The sequence below is a fragment of the Gracilimonas halophila genome (assembly GCF_042684365.1).
Taxonomy (GTDB): Bacteria; Bacteroidota; Rhodothermia; order Balneolales; family Balneolaceae; genus Gracilimonas; species Gracilimonas halophila.
The window spans coordinates 196,839-221,618 of record NZ_JBHULI010000022.1; the positions used below are offsets into that span (position 1 = coordinate 196,839).

At 43.3% G+C, this 24,780-nt stretch carries 20 protein-coding genes; 7 read left to right on the plus strand and 13 right to left on the minus strand.

The window, feature by feature from the left end:
• The first annotated feature begins 2 nt into the window (after nucleotides 1-2).
• The 5 genes from hemE to ACFSVN_RS05965 all read left to right on the plus strand — a co-directional run bounded on the left by hemE (nucleotide 3) and on the right by ACFSVN_RS05965 (nucleotide 6,103).
• On the plus strand, nucleotides 3-1,034 hold the full coding sequence (hemE, locus tag ACFSVN_RS05945) for a uroporphyrinogen decarboxylase (protein ID WP_390300006.1): 1,032 nt from the start codon (nucleotides 3-5) through the stop codon (nucleotides 1,032-1,034).
• Nucleotides 1,035-1,310: 276 nt separating this feature from the next.
• Nucleotides 1,311-2,243 (plus strand): oxygen-dependent coproporphyrinogen oxidase, encoded by a 933-nt coding sequence (gene hemF, locus ACFSVN_RS05950; protein ID WP_390300008.1) that lies wholly within the window; start codon nucleotides 1,311-1,313, stop codon nucleotides 2,241-2,243.
• Between the two features lie 85 nt (nucleotides 2,244-2,328).
• A complete protein-coding gene (hemB, locus tag ACFSVN_RS05955; protein WP_390300010.1) occupies nucleotides 2,329-3,312 on the plus strand; it encodes a porphobilinogen synthase in 984 nt (327 codons plus the stop codon).
• 224 nt (nucleotides 3,313-3,536) lie between these two features.
• Complete coding sequence (hemL, locus tag ACFSVN_RS05960; RefSeq protein WP_390300012.1) at nucleotides 3,537-4,829, plus strand: glutamate-1-semialdehyde 2,1-aminomutase; 1,293 nt, start codon at nucleotides 3,537-3,539, stop codon at nucleotides 4,827-4,829.
• A gap of 74 nt (nucleotides 4,830-4,903) precedes the next feature.
• Nucleotides 4,904-6,103, plus strand: coding sequence for a PQQ-dependent sugar dehydrogenase (locus ACFSVN_RS05965; RefSeq protein ID WP_390300014.1), 1,200 nt, complete (start codon nucleotides 4,904-4,906; stop codon nucleotides 6,101-6,103).
• Between the two features lie 21 nt (nucleotides 6,104-6,124).
• On the opposite strand, the gene ACFSVN_RS05970 is transcribed toward ACFSVN_RS05965, so the two are convergent.
• The 4 genes from ACFSVN_RS05970 to ACFSVN_RS05985 form a co-directional block, all read right to left on the minus strand.
• Nucleotides 6,125-6,547 carry a VOC family protein gene (locus tag ACFSVN_RS05970; protein ID WP_390300016.1) on the minus strand — a complete coding sequence of 141 codons (423 nt, stop codon included), beginning with the start codon at nucleotides 6,545-6,547 and terminating at the stop codon, nucleotides 6,125-6,127.
• A 107-nt stretch (nucleotides 6,548-6,654) separates the two neighbouring features.
• Nucleotides 6,655-7,080, minus strand: coding sequence for a response regulator transcription factor (locus ACFSVN_RS05975; protein ID WP_390300018.1), 426 nt, complete (start codon nucleotides 7,078-7,080; stop codon nucleotides 6,655-6,657).
• 95 nt (nucleotides 7,081-7,175) lie between these two features.
• The gene (locus ACFSVN_RS05980; protein WP_390300020.1) at nucleotides 7,176-8,279 is read right to left on the minus strand and encodes an aminopeptidase; all 1,104 of its coding nucleotides are present in this window, start codon (nucleotides 8,277-8,279) and stop codon (nucleotides 7,176-7,178) included.
• Nucleotides 8,280-8,403: 124 nt separating this feature from the next.
• Entirely contained in the window at nucleotides 8,404-9,021 is a 618-nt protein-coding gene (locus ACFSVN_RS05985) for an ABC transporter ATP-binding protein (RefSeq protein WP_390300022.1), read from the minus strand.
• Nucleotides 9,022-9,158: 137 nt separating this feature from the next.
• Here ACFSVN_RS05985 and ACFSVN_RS05990 point away from each other — a divergent pair, with 137 nt between their 5' ends.
• Together ACFSVN_RS05990 and ACFSVN_RS05995 are read left to right on the plus strand one after the other, a co-directional pair.
• A complete protein-coding gene (locus ACFSVN_RS05990; protein ID WP_390300024.1) occupies nucleotides 9,159-10,820 on the plus strand; it encodes a hypothetical protein in 1,662 nt (553 codons plus the stop codon).
• A gap of 13 nt (nucleotides 10,821-10,833) precedes the next feature.
• Nucleotides 10,834-12,384 carry an acyl-CoA carboxylase subunit beta gene (locus tag ACFSVN_RS05995; protein ID WP_390300026.1) on the plus strand — a complete coding sequence of 517 codons (1,551 nt, stop codon included), beginning with the start codon at nucleotides 10,834-10,836 and terminating at the stop codon, nucleotides 12,382-12,384.
• A 193-nt stretch (nucleotides 12,385-12,577) separates the two neighbouring features.
• Here the strand turns inward: ACFSVN_RS05995 and ACFSVN_RS06000 are convergent, their stop codons facing one another.
• The 9 genes from ACFSVN_RS06000 to ACFSVN_RS06040 all read right to left on the minus strand — a co-directional run bounded on the left by ACFSVN_RS06000 (nucleotide 12,578) and on the right by ACFSVN_RS06040 (nucleotide 24,779).
• Nucleotides 12,578-13,369, minus strand: coding sequence for a purine-nucleoside phosphorylase (locus ACFSVN_RS06000; RefSeq protein ID WP_390300028.1), 792 nt, complete (start codon nucleotides 13,367-13,369; stop codon nucleotides 12,578-12,580).
• Nucleotides 13,356-14,168 (minus strand): MBL fold metallo-hydrolase, encoded by an 813-nt coding sequence (locus ACFSVN_RS06005; RefSeq protein ID WP_390300030.1) that lies wholly within the window; start codon nucleotides 14,166-14,168, stop codon nucleotides 13,356-13,358. Before ACFSVN_RS06005 ends, ACFSVN_RS06000 begins: the two co-directional genes overlap by 14 nt.
• A gap of 66 nt (nucleotides 14,169-14,234) precedes the next feature.
• Nucleotides 14,235-14,585, minus strand: a complete 351-nt coding sequence (locus tag ACFSVN_RS06010) for a four helix bundle protein (protein WP_390300032.1) — start codon at nucleotides 14,583-14,585, stop codon at nucleotides 14,235-14,237.
• Between the two features lie 38 nt (nucleotides 14,586-14,623).
• On the minus strand, nucleotides 14,624-15,562 hold the full coding sequence (locus ACFSVN_RS06015) for a PhoH family protein (RefSeq protein ID WP_390300034.1): 939 nt from the start codon (nucleotides 15,560-15,562) through the stop codon (nucleotides 14,624-14,626).
• Nucleotides 15,563-15,713: 151 nt separating this feature from the next.
• Complete coding sequence (gene rpe, locus ACFSVN_RS06020; RefSeq protein WP_390300036.1) at nucleotides 15,714-16,382, minus strand: ribulose-phosphate 3-epimerase; 669 nt, start codon at nucleotides 16,380-16,382, stop codon at nucleotides 15,714-15,716.
• Nucleotides 16,383-17,243, minus strand: a complete 861-nt coding sequence (locus ACFSVN_RS06025) for a PASTA domain-containing protein (protein ID WP_390300038.1) — start codon at nucleotides 17,241-17,243, stop codon at nucleotides 16,383-16,385.
• A gap of 29 nt (nucleotides 17,244-17,272) precedes the next feature.
• Nucleotides 17,273-18,229: a hypothetical protein gene (locus ACFSVN_RS06030; RefSeq protein WP_390300040.1), complete on the minus strand. Its 957-nt coding sequence runs from the start codon at nucleotides 18,227-18,229 to the stop codon at nucleotides 17,273-17,275.
• A complete protein-coding gene (locus ACFSVN_RS06035; protein WP_390300042.1) occupies nucleotides 18,226-21,585 on the minus strand; it encodes a hypothetical protein in 3,360 nt (1,119 codons plus the stop codon). Before ACFSVN_RS06035 ends, ACFSVN_RS06030 begins: the two co-directional genes overlap by 4 nt.
• Nucleotides 21,585-24,779, minus strand: coding sequence for a T9SS-dependent M6-like inactivated metalloprotease (locus tag ACFSVN_RS06040; RefSeq protein WP_456237587.1), 3,195 nt, complete (start codon nucleotides 24,777-24,779; stop codon nucleotides 21,585-21,587). The genes ACFSVN_RS06035 and ACFSVN_RS06040 overlap by 1 nt, the downstream gene beginning before the upstream one ends.
• Nucleotide 24,780 lies beyond the last annotated feature (1 nt).

Genomic DNA, 24,780 nt, shown 5'->3' on the forward strand with positions numbered 1-24,780 from the left:
ACATGTCATTTCCCGAACTCAAAAACCGACTGCTACTCGATACACTGGAAGGTAAAGAAACTGAACGCCCGCCTGTTTGGATGATGCGACAAGCCGGACGTTACCTTCCGGAATACATGGAGATCAAGAAGAAGTACAGCTTTTTTGAGCGGGTAAAGACCCCTGAACTAGCCTGTGAGATCACCATTCAGCCGATCGATATTGTAGGAACCGATGCGGCTATTCTATTTTCCGATATTTTAGTGCTTATAGAATGTCTGGATGTGGAAGTACAGCTCAAACCCGGATTCGGCCCTTATTTACCGGATCCGATCCGCACGGTAGAACAGGTTGAAAAATTGAACATCATTCCTGCTGAAGAGCAACTGCAATATGTCTATGATGCGTTGACTCTTACAAGAAAAACCTTAGATGGCCGTGTTCCGCTCATCGGATTTGCCGGCGCTCCATGGACGTTATTCTGTTATTTGGTGGAAGGCCAGGGATCTAAGACCTTTTCTACAGCTAAATCATTTTTATTCTCACAACCGAAAGCTGCCCAGAAGTTATTGGAGGTTATGACGGATCAGACGATCCAGTATTTACATCACCAGGTGAAAGCCGGGGCGCAGGTATTGCAGGTATTTGAATCGTGGGCTGCTGCACTGGGACCTGATGATTTCAAGAAACTGGCATTGCCGCACCTTCAAAGAATTGCCTCAGAAGACTATGGTGTACCATTGATCATGTTTTGTAAAGATGCCGAGTGGAGTTATCCCTTTTTTGCCGGAACGAGTGTACCCGGATTTGGGATCGGATGGGGATGTACGCCCGAACACGCACGACAATTTGCCGGAGATAAAGTGGTTCAGGGAAATTTCGATCCATCCAAGTTGTTGATGGAACCGGAGCAGATCGAAGCCGAGGCTAAGGAGATGATGCAGCGATTCGGAAAAGGGAATTACATCGCCAATTTAGGGCATGGAATTTTGCCGAATGTCCCTGTAGAAAATGCCAAGACTTTTGTAGATACCGTCAAGAATTTTCGATCTTGAAACCAAGCGGACCGGGTGGTCCGCTAATGCATTCCAAACGGTGGTTGGGAACGAGTTTAAATAGTCCTCCCTGAAAGTAACGAACAAGTTCGTTCTTTCTGTCCCTCCAAAGGGACACAGGTTCTTGCTTTTAGATTTTTTTAAGTCAATTGCTTAGATAGTAAGAATTGGTGAGAATCTGTCTCTCTTTGGAGAGAGACCTGATTCAGTTGTACTGAAATCCAGTTAGAGGACAGAGTATGATAACGGCCAAATATTGAAAATGAAACTGAGATAATGAAAACCCGAAACCTAACGTCCATAAAACCCCAATTCACACAATTCGTCTCTGATGTTCAACAACACATCTGTGATGAACTGGAAGCTGTTGAAGGAACCCAAAAATTCCTGATCGAGGATTGGGAAAGAGATGGATTTGGCGGGGGAAGTACGCGTATTATAGCTGATGGGGAAGTCATTGAGAAAGGCGGGGTGAATGTATCAACGGTAGGCGGAGCGTTGCCTGAAGCCATGCAGAAGAAATTTGAAGTGCCGGATTCTGAGTTTTTTGCTACTGGTGTCTCACTTGTTATTCATCCCCGAAATCCGTTTGCACCTACGGTTCATGCTAATTACCGCTATTTTGAATTGTATGATAAGGAAACAGGTGAACTGCGAGATCAATGGTTTGGCGGCGGGGCTGACATGACCCCTTATTACCTTTTTCCGGAAGACGCCAAGCATTTTCATCAAGTACACAAAGCAGTTTGCGATAGATTCGATCCCAATTATTATTCCACTTTCAAAGCAGAGTGTGATGCCTATTTCTACAACCACCATCGGGAGGAAGCGCGGGGCATTGGCGGACTATTTTTTGACTACCAGCGACCTGATGAAAAGCGTTCGGCTGAAGACCTGTTTGAGTTTTCGAAAGCCTGTGGATTTGCTTTCACAGATGCATATATCCCAATTCTGAAAGACAGGAAGGATGTTGAGTTCAATGAAGAGCACCGTAAGTGGCAGGAGATCCGTCGCGGCAGATACGTAGAATTTAATTTGATCCACGATCGCGGTACCTTGTTTGGGCTAAAGACCAAAGGCCGGATCGAGTCTATCTTGATGAGTCTGCCGCCTCAGGTAAGATGGGTGTACGATCACCATCCCGAAGAAGGCAGCCCTGAAGCAGAATTGATAGAGCATTTGAAGCCTGTTGATTGGATTAATTATTAAATAAGTGAAAGGGGAGAAGTGAAAAGGCAATAGTTCATTTATGGCTTTTCACTTTTGCCTTTTCACGTTTCACAAACAGAAAACCATGAAATATCCTACAACCCGATTAAGACGAAATCGTCAGTCATCTGCTATCCGTGAAATGGTGCAGGAACACCGTCTGCATCCGTCCGATTTTATTGCCCCGGTCTTTATCATGGAGGGGAAGGATCAAAAAGAAGAGATCTCCAGTATGCCGGGTTATTTCAGGTACACACTGGATGTTTTAGGAAAAGAATTGGAAGAGCTCATCGAGGTGGGAATTCAGTCGGTATTATTATTTGTGAAAGTTCCCGATCCAAAAAAAGATAATGAAGGAACGGAGGCTTTGAACGAGAATGGATTGATGCAGGAATCGGTTCGGTTCATCAAGGAAAAGTATCCGGATCTGTATGTTATGACGGATGTAGCAATGGATCCGTATTCATCCTACGGTCATGATGGGATAGTAGAAGATGGTGGGATCGTGAACGACCCTTCAGTAGAAGTATTGGCGAAGATGGCAGTGAGTCATGCAAAAGCCGGCGCCGATATGGTGGCTCCATCTGACATGATGGATGGCAGAATTGGAGTGATGCGCAAGGCACTTGACGAAGCCGGATTTGAGCATACAGGTATTATGGCCTACAGTGCTAAATACGCCTCTTCCTTCTATGGACCGTTTCGTGATGCACTTGATTCTGCTCCGGGATTTGGAGATAAGAAAACCTATCAGTTGAATCCGGCTAATGTAGAAGAAGCCCTGCGTGAAGTGGAACTTGATATTAATGAAGGGGCCGATATCGTAATGGTGAAGCCGGGAATGCCCTATTTGGATGTGGTCCGTGCTGTGAAACAGAATTTCAACATCCCAGTGTCGGTCTATAATGTGTCCGGAGAATATGCGATGATCAAAGCAGCGGCTGAAAAAGGCTGGCTGAATGAGGAAGAAGTGATGATGGAGTCCCTGCTGGCCTTCAAACGAGCCGGTGCAGACCTGATCGCAACGTATTTTGCCAAGCAGGCGGCGAGGCTTTTAAAGACTATGTAAATCAAATCGCTATCAGATGGACCGGGAGGTCCGGAGTGGCATTCCCAACCGGGTGGTTGGGAACGAGGGAAAGTACCGTAGGGGCGAATCGCATTCGCCTATTTTTGGTTCCAACACAGAGTGTAGGAAACTTATAGATTAAATATTGAATATTCCGGCAGGCCGTAGAGACGTGATGCATCGCGTCTCTACGGCCTGCCAATCTAAAATGTACAGATAGAAAAATGAGCAACCAAAACAGTAAAGACCTTTTCAAACGCGCATCCAAAGTCATACCCGGCGGGGTGAATTCCCCGGTTAGGGCTTTTAACAGTGTGGGCGGAACTCCGATCTTTATCACTAAAGCAAACGGTGCTTACCTGTGGGATGAAGATGGGAATAAGTACATCGATTACATCAGTTCATGGGGACCGATGCTGTTAGGTCATGCCGAGCCTGATGTGGTAAAAGCTGTTCAGGAAAGGGCGGTGAATTCCACTTCATTTGGAGCCCCGACCCGTCTAGAAGTAGAGATGGCAGAGCTCATCACAAGTTCTGTTCCCGGGGTCGATAAAGTTCGTATGGTGAATTCAGGAACTGAAGCCACTATGAGTGCCATTCGCGTAGCCCGCGGTTATACCGGGAAGAACAAGATCATCAAGTTCAAGGGAAATTATCATGGTCATGGTGATTCATTCCTTATAGAAGCTGGAAGCGGTGCCTTGACCATGGGAGAGCCCAGCAGTCCGGGTGTAACGGAAGGAACGGCTAAAGACACGCTTAATGCTGAATATAACAACCTCGATTCGGTGAAAGAGCTGGTGAATGCCAATAAAGATGATATAGCTGCCATTATACTGGAACCAATTGCCGGAAATATGGGCTGTATTCCTCCAAAAAAAGATTTCCTGGAAGGATTGCGTGCACTATGTGATGAGCATGATATTGTCCTCATTTTTGATGAAGTGATGACCGGCTTCCGTGTTGATTTCCAGGGTGCGCAGAAAGTGTATGGTGTAACGGCCGATATGGTAACTTATGGTAAGATCATAGGAGCCGGACTGCCCGTTGGAGCATATGGAGGGAAAGAGAAGATCATGGATTATGTGGCACCGACAGGGCCGGTATATCAGGCAGGTACGCTTTCCGGAAATCCGCTGGCGATGGCAGCAGGATTTACTCTGCTGAAGAAGCTTAAAGATCATCCTGAGATCTATGAGGAATTAGAGAAGAAAGCATCGGTATTGGCTAATGGTATCGGGCAGATTCTCGGCGATCATGATATTCCCCATACCATAAACCGGGTAGGTTCTATGGTAGGTGTATTTTACTGTGAAGGCCCGGTAGAGACATTTGATGATGCCAACCGAACGGATAAAAAGCTGTTTGGGAAGATATTCCATGGCATGCTGAAGCGAGGGGTGCATTTACCCCCATCTCCATTTGAAGCTTTTTTCTTGAGTAATGCACTTTCCAGTGAGGATATAAGTAATACGCTGACGGCTTTTGAAGAGACGATCAAAGAGATTATAAATTGATAACTTCAAGTTATTAATAAGTTTATATCTTATTAGAAGATTAGAGTATTAAAAGTCAGACAATCAGTAAAAAAATGAAAAGATTAATCTCAATCTTCTCCTTGTTTACTTTGTTTCTTGTGGGATGCAGTTCTCCAACAGAAACAGAAGAAGTACAGGTTGAATTGCCGATAAAATTTACAACTGAACTTATTACAGATGGATTAGAGTATCCCTGGCAAATGAGCTTTGCTGGAAACAGGATCTTTGTAACTGAAATCAAAGGTACAGTTCGTATTATTGAAAATGGTGAGCTACAATCAGAGCCTTGGTTTGATTTGTCGTCATACATGCAAGATCAGGGATTGAGATTTCCGGGAGACTCTGAAGAAAGAAGGTCGGGATTGCAGGGAATAGCAGTTGATCCCGATTTTGAAAACAATGGATATGTTTATATTGGCTTTGCATATCATTCTGATGATCACAGTTACGATCTGAATCGTCTGATCAGATTAAAAGAAAATCCGGAGACTAAAAGAGGGGAGTTTGATACGATATTAATGGATGATGTTCCCGGGTTTGATCTGCATCAGGCAGCACAAATCAAATTTGGTCCGGGTGGTAAATTATATTGGTCGGTAGGAGATAGGTTTGAAGAATCTTCGGCACAGGATCTGGAAGATCTGTCGGGTAAAATTTTAAGATTAAACTCAGATGGCACGATCCCTGAAGATAATCCCTTTCCAAATTCGTATGTCTATTCCTATGGTCATCGAAATCCACAAGGGTTTGCATGGCAGGCAGGAACAGGAGTAATGCTGGCAACAGAGCATGGTCCATCTTCAAGTCAGGGCTGTTGCCATGACGAGATAAATAGAATTGAGGCGGGTAAGAATTACGGGTGGCCTGAAATAAGAGGAGATGAATCCGCTCCATCAATGGAAACTCCGATTATTCACAGTGGTCACCCAGAAGATGGTGAATCTGAATTAGACTATACATGGGCTCCTTCGGGAGCGACTTTTGTAAACCAAGGACCTTGGGGAGGTACTTTTTTATTTGCCGGGTTGAGAAGTAAGACACTTTGGCAATTGACCTTTGACGAGAATGCAGTAGATGAATTAATTCCCCTCATAACCAATAAAACACACGATTATCACCGTGTCAGGTCAGTTGAACAAGCTCCCGATGGTTATATATATATGATCACAAGTAATAAAGACAGAACCTACGATCCCGGTTTAGGCAGGGATGACTATTTGGTAAAATTGAATGTCTTTTATGAGGAAGAGTAGTCAAAGGATAGTAGTTTAAAATTAACTACTCATATTCGTCTCACCCTTTATCTTATCATACTCCTCATCATTCGGTTCCCAAAGCTCGATCTTGATTCCGTTGGGATCCATGATCCATCCAAATTTTCCGTATTCAAAAACTTCCATTTCCCCGATCACTTCTACACCTTCATCTTTAAGGGTCTTGAGTAATACTTCCAGATTTTCAACCCGGTAATTGATCATAAAATCTTTTGTGCTTGGATCGGTGTATTCGGTTTTCTGGTCAAATACACTCCATGCTGTGAAGCCTTTCTTTTTGGGATTCTCCGCATGGCGCCATTCAAAGGTTCCGCCATATTGACCATTTTCTATTCCGAGATGCTTCTTATACCATTCTTTTGATGCCTTTGGATCTTCACTTTTAAAGAAAATTCCGCCTAGTCCTGTTACTCGCTTTTTCATAATACCTTAATTACAGTAAGATTTTCATGACTTACAAGTACGGGATAAATCGGAAATAAATCACGACTAAAGGAAGAAGGGCACTAAAAATCTGAAAGAGGAGTGAGTTATGGAACGAGCTTAAGGGACTTCGCCTTTTTGGCAGCCTTACTCCGGCGATCTACTTCCAATTTTTTATATACAGCGGTTAGTGTGGTTTTAACTTTATTGGTCGAGATCGTCAATTTATCAGCGATTTCCTGGTTAGAACGTCCTTTGGACAATTGTTCCAATACTTTTAGTTCCTGCGCACTGATCTCCAGGGCTTTCACTGCCCGTTCATTTCTCTTGAAGGTTTTTTTCTTTGGTTCAGCGGGTGAACTTGAGATGAGTTTATTTCCTATTCCAATCACCAATCCTGTAAACAGTACAATTATGATTCCAACATACAATTCAGTTGGTATAAAATTGGTAGAGTAGTAAAGTTCGATACCTTTAAGAATGAGTGAGGCAAACCCGATAGCTACCCCAACGATCCAAATTAAATTACGCATTTAGCTCCTGCTGTTATTCTTTCCAAAGATAAGAACAAGCATTTTATACTCTCATTAAAATAGTCTTATTCTCTAGCACAAAGACCTGCCGCAGCTCATTTTAAAAGCTCTTCAGGATTAAGCCCTTTGAGATCATCTGTTACAAATTTGCGGCCCTCGCGCACTAATTCTCCATCCAGATATACATCAGCACCTATACAAACAAGATCCCAGTGAATATTACTGGAATTTCCATTTGGGGCGATCTCATAATCCTTTCCGAGGGTAAGGTGATTGGATCCGTAGATCTTTTCATCAAATAAAATATCATACATCGGGCTCTCGATCACAGGGTTCAATCCAAAGCTGAATTCACCGAAGCGGCTGGCTCCTTCATCGGTATCTAAAATATCCTTCAGCGCTTCATTGTTGGAAGAATCGAAGTCCACAACCACACCGTCTTTAACTTCAAGTTTTACAAACTCAAAAGGCTTTCCCTGGTATACGGAAGGAGCGTAGGTAATGACACCGTTCACGGAATCAATGATGGGGGAGGTAAAGAGTTCGCCGTCCGGGATATTTCGTTTCCCGAAGCATGGCACCCAATTCTGGCCTTTTACGGAGAACTTGATATCGGTTCCTTCACCTTTAAGGTGAATTTCATCGGTAGCTCGTAATCGTTTTTCCAGAGGCTTCATGGCTTCCTCAAGCTGACTGTAATCCACTAAACAAGCCTTATAATAAAATTCGGTAAAGGCAGAGGTAGGCATTTTTGCATTCATGGCAAAAGCCGGGGAAGGGTAGCGCATGATGCACCAGTTGGTGTTGTTGACACGTTCTTCAAAATGAACGGGGTGAAGGAAATGCTCAGAGTAGGCTTTGTTCGCCTCTTTACTTGCCTGAGAATTCTCGTAGATATTTTGTGAGGCACGAATACCAATAAATGCATCCATCTGTTTCATCAAAGGCAATTGGTCCACATTCGCCTGATTTTTCCAAAACTCCTCATTTCCATTTTCGATCAATATCCGCTGGGTATCCGCATCTTCTATCTTAATGAACGGATGCGCTTTTTTCGCACGAATTTGCTGAACAAGTGCTCTCAAAAGATCGATTCCATTTAATCCGATAAGCTGCACCATCACATTTTGCCCTTTTTCTACTTCGGTGCTGTGCTCAAGAATAAGCGTGGCCAATTGTTGGTCGAATTCTGAAATCATATAGATGGTGAAATTTGGAGGTTATTTTTATGGTTTTAAGGTAAAGGAAATGGAAGAGAGTTGAGAATTGATAGGGTGAGTATTTTATTATATCTGTAAATTTTTTGAAGGCAAAAAAACTTTATCAACTCTCAATACTCAAAATGTTGTCACAAAGTGCGATCTCACCGGGATCGTTAGAAGCTAGGAAAACAAGTTTATTAGCCTCAGAAGCATCTTTTACGATCCGGCTAACCAATTCATGGCCTTTCTCATCCAGATTGGAGCCGGGTTCATCAAGCATAAGGACTTTTGGGTCTCTGACAAGTGCAGAAGCCAGTTTTGCACGCTGCTGCTGTCCGGTAGAAAGACTGCCAAATAGCTGATCCTTTAGATGTGGAATTTGTACACGCTCCAGCAATGCGAGTAGTGTACTTTCACTGGCTGGAACTCCACCTGCTTCTATCAAAAAGCGCAAATTTTCTATAACCGAAAGTTCCGAATAAAGATTAATGTAAGGTGCCGCAAAACCTGTGTTAGCTTTCAATTGCTCCTGACCTATCTCATGTCCATCCTCTTTCCATACAATGGATCCGGAATTGGGACGTATTAAAAAAGCCAGTGACTTCAGGAGGGTGGATTTTCCACTGCCGTTTGCTCCCGAAATACCAAGCACCCCTTTTTCATGCTCAAAAGAAAGCATAGAAAAGATGGTGTGGCGATTGAATTTTTTAGTCAGGTCGTTGACTTGAAGTGAAATCATGCCTAAAGGTAGCAAGTTTATGGCTAATAAGAATCCGTATTCATTTCATAAATATTGAAAACTTAACAGAATTACTAAATCCTTAATTGTATTGCGACTCAGTAGGCTTTATTTTCAATAAAATTTTAAATTTCGATATGCATCAATCTGTAGAAAATATCATCGATAAACTGATGGGCGCGGTGAAAGCCGATAAGCCTTATTACTCGTTGAAAGACTTTCTTTCAGCAGGGTTTCCTTCCTTCATTGTGGAAAGAATACGGTTTGAAGTAAATGAGAAGCTGAAAAAGGAATTTGAGCTGGATCAAACGGATTGGGCCAATACCGATCAGGAATTGGTAATAGATGCCTGGAAAGACTTCCAACAAGCGCTCTTTGCAAATTCAAGAATTCCAAAAGACAAGTTTTACGGCATTACCAGTCAAGTTATAACTGATATTGTAAAGGTATATTTAGAACCTCGCCATCATATGGCGGATTATATTTATAAAAGTGATGATGAGTTAGGGTATGAAGAGCTGCTCAACCGGACCGAAAAACTAACCATCTACAAGCATTTTGGAAGGGCTATTCCACTCTATATGAAGAAACGGAAGCTTAAAACCCTTGAGAAAAAGCGTTGTAAGTTGCTCATTCACAACCTGGATGCAAACCTTGTAGCCTCCTATTCAGCAAAAGAATGGGCTCAGGTTCTGGAACTTTTATTCACCTTGTTCGGTGGAAAGATCGATGCCAAACTCATTCAATTATTTTTTGAAGATAAAGGGCTTTTCCTGACTGCAAAAGCTTTTAATGAGCTTGATGAAGAGATCACAAAAGAACGATTTATTGAGATCTTATCGTACCCTGACCTGCTGAATGTTAAGCTTCAGGAAAAGTTCAGGGATCAATTTCGGGAAGAACTGCTCGCACAAAAGAACCGCTTCGATCACCCTGATGAAGAAGAGGTAGAGCAGATCGACGAAAAGGAGCAGCGGCTGTTAGATAGCTTCTTTGGAGATTACAGTGAGACCGGTCCTCAGATGACTGATGAAGAGTCTTTTAATGCACTTTTTAAATCTGAGCAGAAGGATAAGACGATCTTCGAGGAATTTGAAGAAGCCCCCGATGCCGAAGAGATCTCGAAATCCATCAAAAAAGGAGAGCAGACCGATGAGATCAAGAAATTTCGACACAACTTGGTAACGGTACTCGATCAGGCTGCCAACTCTTTTAAAAACCTTTCTAAAGAGGAACAGGAGAAGGAAAAACAGAAGGAAGAAGAAGAGAAGAAAGCTAAAGCAGATAAAAGGAAGGCTGAGAAAGAGAAAAAGGCTTCTGAGGCCGAAGAGGATGAAATGGATGAATTTATTGTTGAGGAGTCTGATGAAGATCTGATCGATGAAGGCTCCGATGGTGATGAAGAACCCATGTGGCAACAATTCCTGCGTCCCGATCAAATGGATGTGTTGATGGGTGGCAAGAAGTCTTCTGATGATGATCTGCTGATGGATGAAGAAACACTGGTCGACAGCCTGGTGGATGAAGAAGCGGCGGAAGAGGAAGAAGAAATTGACAATCCGGATCTTAAGGATTTCCTGGTAGGTCAGGAAAAATTATTTACGAAAGAAATTTTCAAAGGCAAGAAAAAGAAGTACACAGAGTCTTTGAAGACCATTCAGGACCTTGATTCCTGGGATGAAGCCTCTGATTTTCTTGAGAAGAATGTATTTTCTGAGAATGAGGTAGATATGTTTTCTGAAACGGCAGTAGATTTTACAGATAAACTGCAATCTTACTTTAATGAATTTAAATCTTAATAATTAATTATTTATGGCATCCAATCCAAAAGTAGAACGACTCGAAAAGTTAAGAGAACAAGCACTTGAAGGTGGCGGAAAAGCCCGTATCGAAAAGCAACACGAAAAAGGCAAACTTACAGCCCGGGAGCGCATCGATCTATTATTGGACAAAGGTTCATTTGAAGAGATCGATAAGTTTGTAACTCACCGAAGTTCAGCTTTTGGCCTCGACGAACAACAGTACTTAGGGGATGGAGTGGTAACCGGATTAGGAAAGATCCACGGCCGGCCGGTGTATGTGTTTAGTCAGGATTTTACGGTTTTTGGCGGGTCCCTTTCCGAAACTCATGCCGAGAAGATCTGCAAGATCATGGATCTGGCCATGAAGAATGGAGTACCTATTATCGGATTGAATGACTCAGGGGGAGCCCGTATTCAGGAAGGAGTTTCTTCCCTTGGAGGGTACGCAGAAGTATTCTGGAGAAACAGTATGGCTTCCGGATTAGTACCTCAGATCTCCGCTGTGATGGGCCCTTGTGCCGGTGGAGCTGTTTATAGTCCGGCACTTACGGATTTCATCTTTATGATTGAAAACACCAGTTATATGTTCGTTACCGGACCGAATGTAGTTAAAACGGTAACCCACGAGGAAGTGACTTCCGAAGAATTGGGAGGAGCTTCAACACACAGCACCAAATCAGGGGTCTCACATTTCTCCAGTGCCAATGATGCCGTTTGCCTGAATGATATTCGTGAGTTAATGAAATACGTTCCTCAGAATTGCGAGGAAAAAGTACCGATGATCGAATCCAAAGAGCCGGATTCTGCCAAAGCAAAAGCACTGGAAGATCTTGTACCGCTTAACCCGAACAAACCCTATGATATTCACGATGTGATCGCCGGAATCATGGATAAAGATTCTTTCTACGAGGTACATGAGAATTACGCTGACAATATTGTGGTAGGTTTTGCACGACTCGGTGGCCGAAGTGTGGGTGTGGTCGCCAATCAGCCGCTTTCACTGGCCGGTGTTTTGGATATTGATGCTTCGCTGAAAGGAGCTCGGTTTGTTCGCTTCTGTGATGCCTTCAATATTCCGCTGGTGGTATTTGAAGATGTGCCCGGATTTTTACCCGGCACCGATCAGGAGTGGAACGGGATCATTAAACACGGTGCCAAGCTCTTATATGCGTTCTGCGAGGCTACCGTACCTAAGATGACGGTTATCACCCGTAAAGCCTACGGAGGAGCGTACGACGTGATGAACTCCAAGCACATCCGTGCTGACTACAACGTAGCCTGGCCAACAGCTGAGATCGCGGTAATGGGTACCAAAGGAGCCGTGGAGATCATCTTCCGAAAAGAGATCGCCAAAGCCGATGATCCCGAAGCCAAGCAAAAGGAACTGGAAGATGAGTATAGCGAAAACTTCGCGCATCCGTACCTTGCAGCCGGACGTGGATTCATCGATGATGTGATACTGCCCTCTGAAACAAGGGAAAAACTTATCAAGCAACTCGAAGCTGCTCAAAACAAAGTGGATTCCGTGCCTAAGAAAAAGCATGATAACTTACCGCTCTAAAATTATAAGTTTATATAGGCAGTAGGGACGTATCGCATACGTCCCTCTATATAATTTACCTTGGGTTAATATCTGGAACCAGAGGTTTCTTCAGGTATTCCCAACGGGACGTTGGGAACGAGGTTAAAGGATAAGATTATACACCGATAAGTGAATTGAATTTGAATGCGGAAAGACTACGCAATTCAAACATTTAAAATTCCCTTATCAGCCCTTTTACCAATCGTGCAAAGACATGCTTTTTCTGATCCGCCGCTTCCTTTACTTCAGAGTGATCTAATTTTTGGTCGGTGACTCCTGCGGCGGCATTCGTGATCAGTGAAATAGCTGCAGCTTTTACTCCAAGTTTCGCAGCCTCAGTAAGTTCCGGGGCGGTACTCATACCCACAGCATCTGCACCCATTTTTCGAAAAGCACGGATCTCCGCTTTACTTTCATAATGAGGGCCTTTCGCAAATAAATAGGTACCCATTTGAGTCTCGATATTCAGATCCCGGGCGATCGTCTTGACTTCCTGTGCATAGGCTTCAAAGTTAGAGTCCCAGGTATGTAAGGCCGGTTCGGAAACCATGAAAAATTGCTTGATGATCCCGTCAATGATCATCAGATCTCCAACCCTATACCTCAGATTAATGCCTCCTGCTGCATTAGAGATAATAAGTTTGTCGACCTCAAAAGCTTTGGCAAGCTGAACCGGGAGCACCGTTTTGGCAAAAGCGTATCCTTCATAATGATGGAATCGGCCGGAAAAAGCGAGTACGGATTTCCCTTCAATTTCACCCACAATGAGTGAACCCGAGTGACCTTCTACGGTAGACTGAGGGAAAGAGGGGATGTCGGCATAGGGAATAGAATCTGCCTGTTCGATCTCATCTCCAAAGCCGCCAAGACCGGAGCCTAAGATGACAGCTGCGTCAATTTGCTCGGGGAATCCGTCTTCCACTAAAAATTTCTTTATCTCATCAATGTAATCAGGCAGGCTCATAGGAATCTACGTTTTCAGTGCTGTACCCGGTCTTTTCATCGTAGCCGGTAAGTTTGTATAAAGGGTTTCGGTCTTCATGATAAGACATAATTGTAAAACCTTCATCGAAAGCTTTCCTGGCAAGTTCTTCCCGCATCTGCTGACTTACCTTGGGCTCAAAATCATATTTGGCAGCATATTTCCGGTTGATGGAACCTTTAGTACCTATCACATCACCGGCCTGCATGTATTTCTGTTCTCCGTCATCAAACAAAAGAACCTGGTGAAATTCAGTATGGCCCCCAATTTTTTTCACGGTCATGTCCGGGTAGGGCTGATCTTCCTCACTTAGAAAATGAAGATCCGCTTTTGCATCAATGAATGAAATGAATTCTGTCTTCTCACCATCATAATATTTGTCCATAGCCGTCACTTTTTCCCAACCTTTTTTGGAAACCCAGATCTTAGCTTCCGGAAAAGTAAGTTCCCAGTAACCATCTTCCCGATGGGCCAAGCCTCCAATGTGATCATAATGAAGATGGCTCAGAAAAATATCAGTGACATCAAACTCAGTAAGCCCGTGCTGTTCCAGGTTTCTGCGAATAGTTTCAGGTCCGGTATCTTCTCCAAATTCCCCGATCCCACAGTCAAAGAGATAGTTCCGGTCAGGAGTGTGAATGAGGAATGGATTCAAAGAGAGTTTTAATGCTCCTTTCGCCGGAGGATCATCTCTGTCTATACGGACAAATTTTTTATCTAGTCCGACTGAGAAGGTGCCTTCGTAGAGTACGGAGGCGTAGGTGGTTTTAGAGTTTGTCAATGGGTTGGGTTTTTTTAGTGAGAGAGTGGTAAAGTTACAAAGTAGCTGAGTAACAGAGTGACAAAGTTATAAGGTTGATATGAAGCTGCTGATCATTCGTTCGATCTCGCGGGTGTCTTCGTATAGTTGTTCAAAGGTATCTTTATCTAAATATTCTAGATTATAAGAGACTTCGAGTTCAGTTTGGATTTCGAAGAGTGATCCCATGCTGATGTTTAGAAATCTTCTGAATTCCTTTTTTGATCTCCGACCAAAGCCTTCCGCAATATTTGCCGGTATTGAGACCGAGCTTCTCCTAATTTGTGAAGTAAGACCAAACTTTTCATAATCAGGGAAATTTTCTACTTCCTTATAAACTTTAGTAACCAAGTCCATAGACTTCTGCCAGATCTGTAAATCCCGATGTGTCTTAACCATTACTCAATCACTTTGTTACTTAAAACTTTGTCACTCTGTCACTTATTCTTCTTCTCCTCGAATTTCTCATAGGCATTGATGATATCGCGGACCAGTTTGTGGCGTACTACATCTTCTTCGCCCAGGTACACAAAGTCGATACCGTTGATCTCCTGCAAGATCTTTTGAATAGAGATCAACCCGGATTGCTGGCGATGGGGTAGGTCGGTTTGGGTGATGTCACCCGTAATAATGGCGCGGCTGTTAAACCCAATTCGTGTCAGGAACATCTTCATTTGTGTATTGGTGGCGTTCTGGGCCTCATCCAATATGACAAAGGCATTGTTCAACGTGCGACCTCTCATATAAGCCAATGGAGCAATTTCGATCACGTTTTTGGTAAGGTGAAGTTCGAGCCGATCCCGGTCTATCATGTCTTCCAAGGCATCGTATAGCGGACGCAGATAAGGATCTATCTTTTCTTTCAGGTCACCGGGTAAGAAACCAAGATTTTCACCGGCTTCCACGGCAGGGCGTGCTAAAATGATCTTACGCACTTTGCGGTTTTTCAGTGCCTGAACGGCTAAAGCAACGGAAGTATAGGTTTTTCCGGTTCCTGCAGGACCGATAGCAAAAACGATATCATTTTCAGATGAGGACTGAACAATTCGGCGTTGCCCAGGGGTTTTGGCCGTTATGGTTTCCCCATTATGCGTATGGATGATGGTATCACCCGTTTCATCCAGTGTTCTGATCTGAGGCTTGCTCGCGGTGCTTTCACCAGATTTTAGGTTTACAAGCGTCTTAACGTCACCTTCGGCCACCTTACTCTTACGATCCAGTAATTCCAGCATTCCTTCGATAACCTTGGTTGCCGTTTCTACTTCTTCAGTCGGGCCGGTCAGCTTTACACGGTTTCCGCGTGCATTGAATTTTGTTTCAGGAAAGGCTTTGTCCAGCTCAATGATGTTGTGGTCATGAAGCCCAAAAAGAGCCATGGGATCAGCGCCTTCTAATTCTATTATTTTTTCGATAAGTATGTTCTCGTCTTCTATGGCTGTAAAATTTAAATGAAATGGACCCTTTAAGATAAGAATTTAGCAACAGAAATGATGCGGCTCTAATAACAACCAAGTCTTAAAAAAGGTACTACCTTAACTTTTCGATAAGTTCTTCTACCCGTGCAGTGATATCCTCAGCGCTGAAGACACTGCTCCCTGCAACCATTATATCTGCTCCCGCTTCTGACACTTTTTTTATGTTCTTGAGATTCACACCTCCATCAACCTGAATCAAAAAACCAAGTTCTTTTTCTTCCCGCATCTTAGCTAACTCACTAAGTTTTTCGTAACTGCTTTCAATAAAACTCTGACCTCCAAAACCGGGATTTACACTCATAATGAGAACCAGGTCCACATCAGCCAGTACGGGTTCAATATTGTGTAATGAAGTTGCGGGATTTACTACTACACCGGTCATCAGCCCATACTTTTTGATATTTTGTATAGAGCGATGCAAATGCGGACAGGTCTCATAATGAACAGAGATCAGGTCGGCTCCGGCCTCTACAAAATTCTCAACATAGTCATCGGGGTTTTCTATCATTAAATGAACGTCAAAAAATGCTTCGGGAGCTGCTTTTTTGGCCGCTTTTACAATTCCGGGGCCGTAACTGATATTCGGAACAAAATGTCCATCCATGATATCACAATGGATCCATGTGACTCCTCCTTTGGTTGCATCTTCAATATTCTTTCCAAGCTTTGTGAAGTCGGCGGCTAAAATTGACGGTGCTAAAACAGGGAGTTCGAAATTCATTTAGTTAAGATCGTTGTTATTAGGTTGATTATTAAGTGAGTCGGGCAGGGTAGTGTTAAGAGAATCAGGGTTGCTATCTGTGGAGTCGATGATGACAGCTCCGCCTTCGGTTTCTTCAATAACTTCAAAGCGCTCTGAGATCACTAAAGTAAGGGTTTCTCCTTCACGTAATTCTTCTTGTTTTGGAGAATAATCCAACACTGTGTTTGGAACGATATCCCGGACCGGTCGGAATTGAACTTCTCCCACATTTAACCCGGCTCTGCGCAATGCAAGTTGTGCTTCCGGAAGTCTGAGCCCTACGATCTCAGGTACTGTTACCATACGTTCACCAAGGCCGTCGCTTATAACAAGGTCAACTACAGCTCCTTTTTCTACAATAGCTCCTGCCGGCAGTGATTGACGAAGTACAACATTCTTGAACCTGGAAGACTCATAACTGCGGCTCCCAACTTGTAAGCCATAATTTTGAAGCTGCAACTCTGCATTTCGTAAGTTCAGATCTACCAACTTAGGAACTTCGACGGTAGGTTTAAATTCTGTATTTACAGTGAGGTAAATTTTACGGTTGGGCTTTACAATATTAGCCGCTTCAGGGGATTGATCAATAACATAATCCGCAGGATAAGCCGGATTGGATCTGCGTTCAGTGATCTCAAAACGAAGTCCATAGGAGGTTAACATACTTTCCGCTTCCTCCATAGATATTTTGGAAACATCGGGCACGGTTATCCCTTCATTGTAATTGGTATAAGAAGGCATGATCAGTTTATCTGCCATTAAAAGGAAAGCTGCACCAAAAATAACAAGTGCCAATCCACCGATATAAAAATATTTGTTTGTAAAAATGTATTTGAGCATGTCCATAAAATAAGGGAACTAACAACGGGTTAAAAGTGCCATGTTATTGAAAACTGTTCCAGCTTCATTAAATTTGTCTCTGTCTCAATTCTGCTTTTTTTAAGTTGAACAGTGAACAGAGCATCAAAGGCTGAAACTATATGGTTTACTACAAGCAGTTTGAGGATGTTCCCTGCAACACGGTAATTTTGGTTAAATTCCTGAGCACGATTCCGCCCCTCATAAAAGAGATCGAACGGCTCATCTTCACCATTCCAAAAATAGCGGTACATGGAAATATTCTGATTCTGAGCTGAAGTTATCTCAGTATACCAATCGCGCCAGCCGGGCTGATATTGATAATACTTACTGATCAGTTCATAGTATTGTTGAGAACCATAATCAGGCAGTTCATGGGAAAAATTACTGCCAATACGGTCTTGGAATATGAATGGTGTTTGATCTTCTACGTTTCTCAAAGTTGAGATCGGGACTTGGTTCCAGTCTTCCCTGGTATTTTCCCAATTGGGATCATCACCCAGAATCTCGGCTTCTAAAGATTGCCAGTCATTGTCAAGACTATGTAACTGAGAATAATTTACCAGCCATTCAGCATACGCTACCACACTCCAGTTATTGTGCGTAAACTGCTCATAAGCTTTTTCCTGCTCCCGTGCTTTGGCATTTCTGTCAAGATGATAGATCAAGCCCACCACCTCAGTTGCAAAATAAACTCCGGCACGCACCCATTTTCCGTTGGCTGCCTGACCGGCACCCGGTATCAATGCGGAAGCGGCAAAAGCAATTCCAGGGTTCTCTCTTGAGGAAGTTAGGAGCGAGCTGTTACTGTTAGCTTTGAAATCTGAAATATGGACCGGTTGGTCAATACCTTCAGCTTGTTGGCTTTCCTTAAAGATCCCATTATTAAAGCTGCTTATCGATTGAGCATAAGCTGAAAAGGATATCGATGCCAATAAAGCCAATACCAATGAAATCTGAATCCTCATAACAGTTCAAAATCAAAAGTTAAGCCGAAGTGAAATAGAAATTCTCTTCCATAAGTTACGCGATTACTTTGTGAGTTGGTGATGAAATCTTCCGGAAGCGTGAGAGTGAAACTATCAAAACCATAAGAAGTACTTACAAAGAACTTGAGCGGAAATAAATAGTATCCGTTCATAGCCACACGAAGTTCAGCACCCACCCCGGATTTTAAGCTGTTTCCGGTGTCATAGGGACTTCTCCATCCATTTCCAGTTTCAAAAAAGAAACGCGCAAAGATTTTATCGAAGGTATAAGGTCCGGCCTGTTTATGGATCCCCCGATAGATCGGTGCGAACCAGGAAAGGCTGGTAAAAGCCGTAGTACTGCCGCCAAGTGCGAAATAAGGATAACTACGCATTCCTAAAAAACCGCCCACATAATCCGTATAAAATGAGTCGCCCGGGTTGTTGAAATAGTGGAACCCACGGATACGAGCCTGAAATGCCTGATCTCCCAAAGTCTTGAATCCATAACGCAAGTGCAGTTCAGTAGAGTGGTTATTAGATTTCTCAAACACCGGTTTTAAAGCCCCATCTTCGATCTCATATTCTTCCAGCAATTTGGAGGGTTGAAATTGATATCTCATATATCCTTTTAAACCCAGCGGGGCTATATCGGCATCATTGGAATAGGTGTAATAGTCGAAGGTATACGAAGTTGAGAGAGTGGTACCACGAAAGTATTGGGAGGAGGATCCACTTACTTGCTGTTTCAGTTCCCTGGAATAGAAATTATCGGTGGAAACAGTATATGGACTGTAGGTTATGCCCAGTTCGAGTAAGCTTCTCCGGCTTAGTTTGCTTCGGAAGAAAAGGCCTGCTTCCCAGATATCATAAGCAATATCTGTTGTAACCGTATCGGGTAGGCAGGAGGTACAAGGAAATTCTTCAATGGATAAGCCATCGGATACATTACGACGCATGTTATAGATCTCGACAGCTACTGTGGGAGACCAGCTGCGTTCTATAAATGGAAGTCCTCGGTGTTCCAGGATAAGAAATGCATCACGATCAAGCCCGAAGAGACGGTCAGGGCGAAAAAAACCACCAATACTTTCAGCAGGTTGAGATGCTACTCCCACCATCAATCCTCCAAACAAACTTAATTTGTCGATCACATCACGCGAGGAAAAATAGACACCCGGTTTGAAATCCCGCAGTAGATTCTCTCCAAATTTGCCGAACTTCCCATTTTTTATGAGGGCGCCGTTATTACCATTTTCTTTTGAGTAATTATCAAAGCGGAGAACAGGGAAATAGCTGAAACCGGTATAGGTATCATCATATTTTCGGAACGTCCTTTCATCCGCTTCACTAATGCTTTTGAGGGTATAACTGTAATTTCCGGTATCGGCTATGGCAATCACTTCTTCAGAAAATGGGTTGAGATCAGAATCGTCAAACTCGTTTAATTTATTGATGTAGTCGAAGTCACCGCTCAGGGGGGGGATGTCATCAGAATACACAGGATCATAGAATCCATGTTCAGAATAGCCTAAAAGATCATCCTCTTTTGCTTGCATGATATTATAACCGTCGGCCTGATATTCTGAATAATAGAGCGTACCGTTTTCCCCAATAAAAGGCATAAAAGCTCCCCCGGTAACAGCCGTTAATTTTTGAGGATCTCCGCCGTCCAGGTGAACTCTGTAGATATTGAAGATGCCTTCCATATTGGATGAATAGTATAAATAATCACTATTTGGATCAGTATGAGGGTCCCGATAATCTACATAGGGATCGCTTAGAAAAGGGGTAACCTGTTTTGAGGTCAGATCATAGAGGAAGATATTACGATTTGTTCTATTGGAACTTGCGAACCAGATCTTGGTACCTTCACTATTCCAATGGGGTGTTGCTATGGTTTCTCCATTTTGGAAATCGGTAAGCTGTGTTACCGAGTCGGGATGATCAGGATATAAAAGTACGAGGTTTTGAGTTCCTTTTTCATACTGCACAGCTGCTATCATATCTCCTGTATAATTCCAGCTTGGAAATTGGATCCGGGCACTTTGGCTTAGCCGTTCACTTTCTTCTGACTCAATATCATAGACAAAAATATCCCGGTATTGCTCTCCGTATTTATTTTTTTTGCTAATGGAGTAAGCGATCTTATCACTGTTCGGAGAAAAGGAAAAAGATGTTTCCATGAACGTTAACAAAGGACCTTTCGAACCAAAGGAATGAGGATCATCCTGAAGTTCCCGGGTATCAACAACTGCAACTTGCGTTTCTTCTCCTTCCATATCCTTCAGGTACAATGAAAGCAGTCCAAAATCGACTCCTTTATTGGAGAGATAGGCAAGCTTTGTTTGATCAGGGGAGAGCTGCGGGTAGAAATTGAAAAAACCTTTTGACTCTATAATTTCAGAGGGAGTAGGCTGGATACTCTCTATAGCTGTTTGATAGAATTTTTTTCGTTCAGTGATCCACTCATCAAATACTTCATAGCCGGAGGTGCCGGTTGCAATTTCAATAGCTTCAGCAACAGAGTACACTCCTTTTTGTCCCAGTGCCTGAGTGATCTCACGTAACACGTCATCACCAAAGCGATTGGCCAGATAGATCACGAAGGCGAAACCTTGATTGTATACGGTCTCGCGCTCGAGACTTGTCTTGGAAGAGAAGGTTCCCATTTCATCAAGAGAAAAATAGGTATCGGATAAGATACGGGTTCGTAATATCATGTCCCTGTGACTGTCCCAGGTCTCATAGAATAGTCCTGTGGTTTGGTACTGGGCCGTTCCTTCAGCAAGCCATGCCGGTATGTTTACCGTAGCAAACGGCATGGTGATGATCCCATTCGGAAATCCATAAAGTACATCCGGGCGCCGGACATCCTCATATGAAAGCCATTGCAGATAGAAAGCCGGGATCTTACGAGACCGTTTCATGCCTTTCTGTATCTGAACGATATGCACATATTCGTGGGCGATCACATTTCGCAGCCAGTTGTTTGTACCGCGCAAGGGCGAGTCAAGGGCGGGAAGCCAAATATCGATCTTGTTATCAAAGAAATAGGCGGCACCGTTGGAGTAATCTTCGCGATCTTTAAGAATGATACTCACTTTTTCTTCAGGCTGATATCGGTAGAGATCAGTGATAGGTTTATATACTTCTTCAGCAACACGGGAAGCTACCTGAGCTGAACGACTGTTTCCCTCCTGAAAATGAACCAGAAAATGCTCGCTTTCAATGGTGTACCAGTCAAGGTGATTTTGAGGATACTCGTAAAAACGAACATCAGTTTGAGCTATGGCGATAAACGGAAAAGCAACCATGATCAAAAGTAAGATCGATATTCGTTTCAAATTTTGCATCAGTGCACCACTCCAATTTTTATCAGTTTGGTCTCTGTTTTACCGCCTACCGTAGCTTTTACCCGTGCCACATATCCGCCGCTACCCCAGTTTCGGGTGTCAACATTGACCTCCTGGGGAAGCCCCCCACTCGTTGTTACAGTTTCCTCGAAGATCACTCTTCCGCCCATAGTAATTACTGTAATTTGAACCGTTCCTCCGGGAGAAGCAATTTGGAACCGAATATTGGTATCTTCATCTGCAGGATTTGGCCAATTATAAGTCTCTTTTTTATTCAGTACGCTGTATCCCTCATTACCTGATGAGGAGTTATCTTGTACCCGGGCAGAAACTTTATTGAATTCATTTTGGCCATAACGGCTGCCCCATTTAGTTTCCGTTACCTGTGTTAACTCCCATGATTTTAATGCTCCTTTATGACTGACGGCATAGAGCCTTCCCTCATAAATTATGGGATGAACGGGTTGGTCGTTTTGAGAAATCACTTTGCCGATGTGAAGGGGAAATCCGGCTACGGTGCTTCCATCCTGATGGTAAGCGTAGATATTCATGGAATATGTATCCTGTCCCACTACAAACGTAGCATATTCACTTCCTGAAGAAATCAGATCTGTATGTAATGGTGTCCCTATAAATTTGATTCCTTCGGGGGCGTCAATGGGAGTATGATTCAAAATACCGCCGATCTTGTTTATACCAATTAGTCGGTTATTGAGTTTATCAACCCGGATAATGGAACCATTGTCCAGAATAGCAGGCCATTCGGCATCATCTTCTTCAAATACTGTAATGACAGGGTCACTTAAGCTTGGATCTATCATCGAAAACCGATCGTCTTCAAAAACATAAAAAACAGTACGGTTTCCTAATTGTATGCTTCCGGTATAAGTCCTGTTTTGGGCAGATCCGATATTGAAATTAAAATTGGGAATAGAAGTAAAAGTCACTGTATTACTTGCGATCTCTGAATATTCCCCGCCAATAATTTCACTTCGTTGAAATGGGATGGAGCCCAGCGAAATCAAAGAGCCGTCGTTTGTATTTATGCCGGTAGTGGTATGGTCAGCGTGAAGGATGGAGCCATCCTGTGAACTGATGAATGATTCATTCTTTGGTATTGAGGCTGTCCAGGTTGTGTCAAAGGTCTGAGTGGAGCTGTTCCAGTTTAAAGAGGCCAGGTCTATATTTGGCTGGCTATCCTCAGGTTTTGTGGCAAGGATCAGATTTTCACCTGCCAAAGGTTGTTGAACGGAACGGTTTGTAAGCTGGAACTGCATATTAACAGGATCAGAAATAGATACTGCAGTTACAAACTCGCGAGAAGGTACGATCAGAAAGGTATCAGTGGGTGTTTCATGAACTGATAATGAAAGAGGATATTTATTATAATAGGAATCCTGACCAGTATAATAGTTTTGGGATGAATCTAACTGAACAGAAAAAATGGAAGTGAAAAGATCTTCAAATGGTTCAGAAGGTTGAATTTGCAAGGTTGCAATGGGAAGATTTTCAGAGAATTCATACAATTCAAAGAATGATGGGGCACCGGAATTGCTGTTGTTATTCGGTGTGGTACCGGGTCCAAATTTATTTTCGTAAAGACTGATCGACCGCCCTGATTCCAGTATCACCCGGTAGTCATTGCCTGCCCACCAAAAGTCAAAAGCTGTTCCGAATGCAGCACTGTTATTCAAAGCTCCGGGAACCGGTTCTCCAATATCCGCTGCACCGTCGGCTTCTTCGAGAGCTATACCTCGGCGTTCCGGGTCTGCGTTAACTCGGTCGTTACTGATTGTTGCATTGATAACAGCTTCATCAATGTGCCAGATCAGGATTCCTCCATTCAAGTCACGGTCGTCTGCAGGATCATTTTCATCTTCGCCGGTGTCGAGTCCGCCTGGCAGACTGAAGTCAAAATTTGTCGCATTAACGAAAACACCGGGTTCCAGCAGTTCATCAAACCCATCTTGCTGAAATACAAAAGCTTCATCTTGATTGGTAAAGGTTTGGTCGACTTCCGTACCATCAGCATTGCGAATGGTGATTGTGGTTCCTGCATTGTCAGGATCACGATGTCTGTTTTCTATCAGAAAATATTCAGAATCAGAGAGAATATATTTAGCAATGCTGTTTGGCTGATTCAGGGAACCTGCGGGCAGAGAGATATCTCCCGCGGTGTTCTCATTGATGGTGAAGGGCGTTTCCCATCCCAGATAGACCTTTTCCCATGCTGAAGGTTCAGGGGGGAAGAGTCCATTGTAAGCGAAAAATCCGGCTCCATCCATAAGTCCGAACCGGCCAATTCCGGGATCTCCGGTTTCGGTATTGAAAAGATCAGGAAGGCCCAGATGACTCCCAATTGAAGCGATCAATAATCCGTTTATGGAAAGGGGGAACACGAATTCGTTATCCTGAATATCAAGCCCGCGTCGCGACTCCGTTCTTGGGATGATCAAAGAGTTTGTAACCCTGAAACTTCCGTTGTTAACCGGGAATCCGTTAAAACCGGGTTCATTTAAAAGTGAACGAAGGTTCTCTTTTCTCAAATAAATAGAAGGGATATCAAAAGGTGTTATATCCAGGTTTGTACCTGTCAGTTCGATATCCCTGCCTACTCCGGCGTGGAAGATGATAAAAGCTGTTGTTTCCGGATCTAAACCGGTAGCGTCAAAATTGTCACCCGATTCTACTTGTGCCCAGGCATCACGGGCAAGTTCAGCTATTTTCTCATTGGTGAAGGTTTCTCCGATCGGGGAATATTCTTCCATCTTTTTTGGAAGCCGGTAGATATCAGGCAGAACCTGATAGTTGATAGTAAGCTGCCCATCGGATGATTTTTCATAATAATTCTTGGCAAACTCGAGGTGAGCTTCAAAATAATTTTGGTTATGGGGGAGGGGTTCAACCCTAACTTCAGCAGCATTCTGCAGGTAGGGGAGCCCTTGCATTCCATCAGGTCCGAAAATACCGGAACCTGAAGTAAGCCGGTTAGTATCCGGTTGAAATTCGACCATGATGGCAACCACATCTAATGTACCTGTGGCATCAAGAGTTTGGTTTATTTGGAGCACTGATTGGGAAATAGGATGTGTTCGTTGCACAGTAATATCCTGCGCACCGGCCAACTGATAACTAAAAAGAAAGAGCATGCTAATACTTAACATGCTCTTTAAAAAATGCTTCAATTCAGGCATG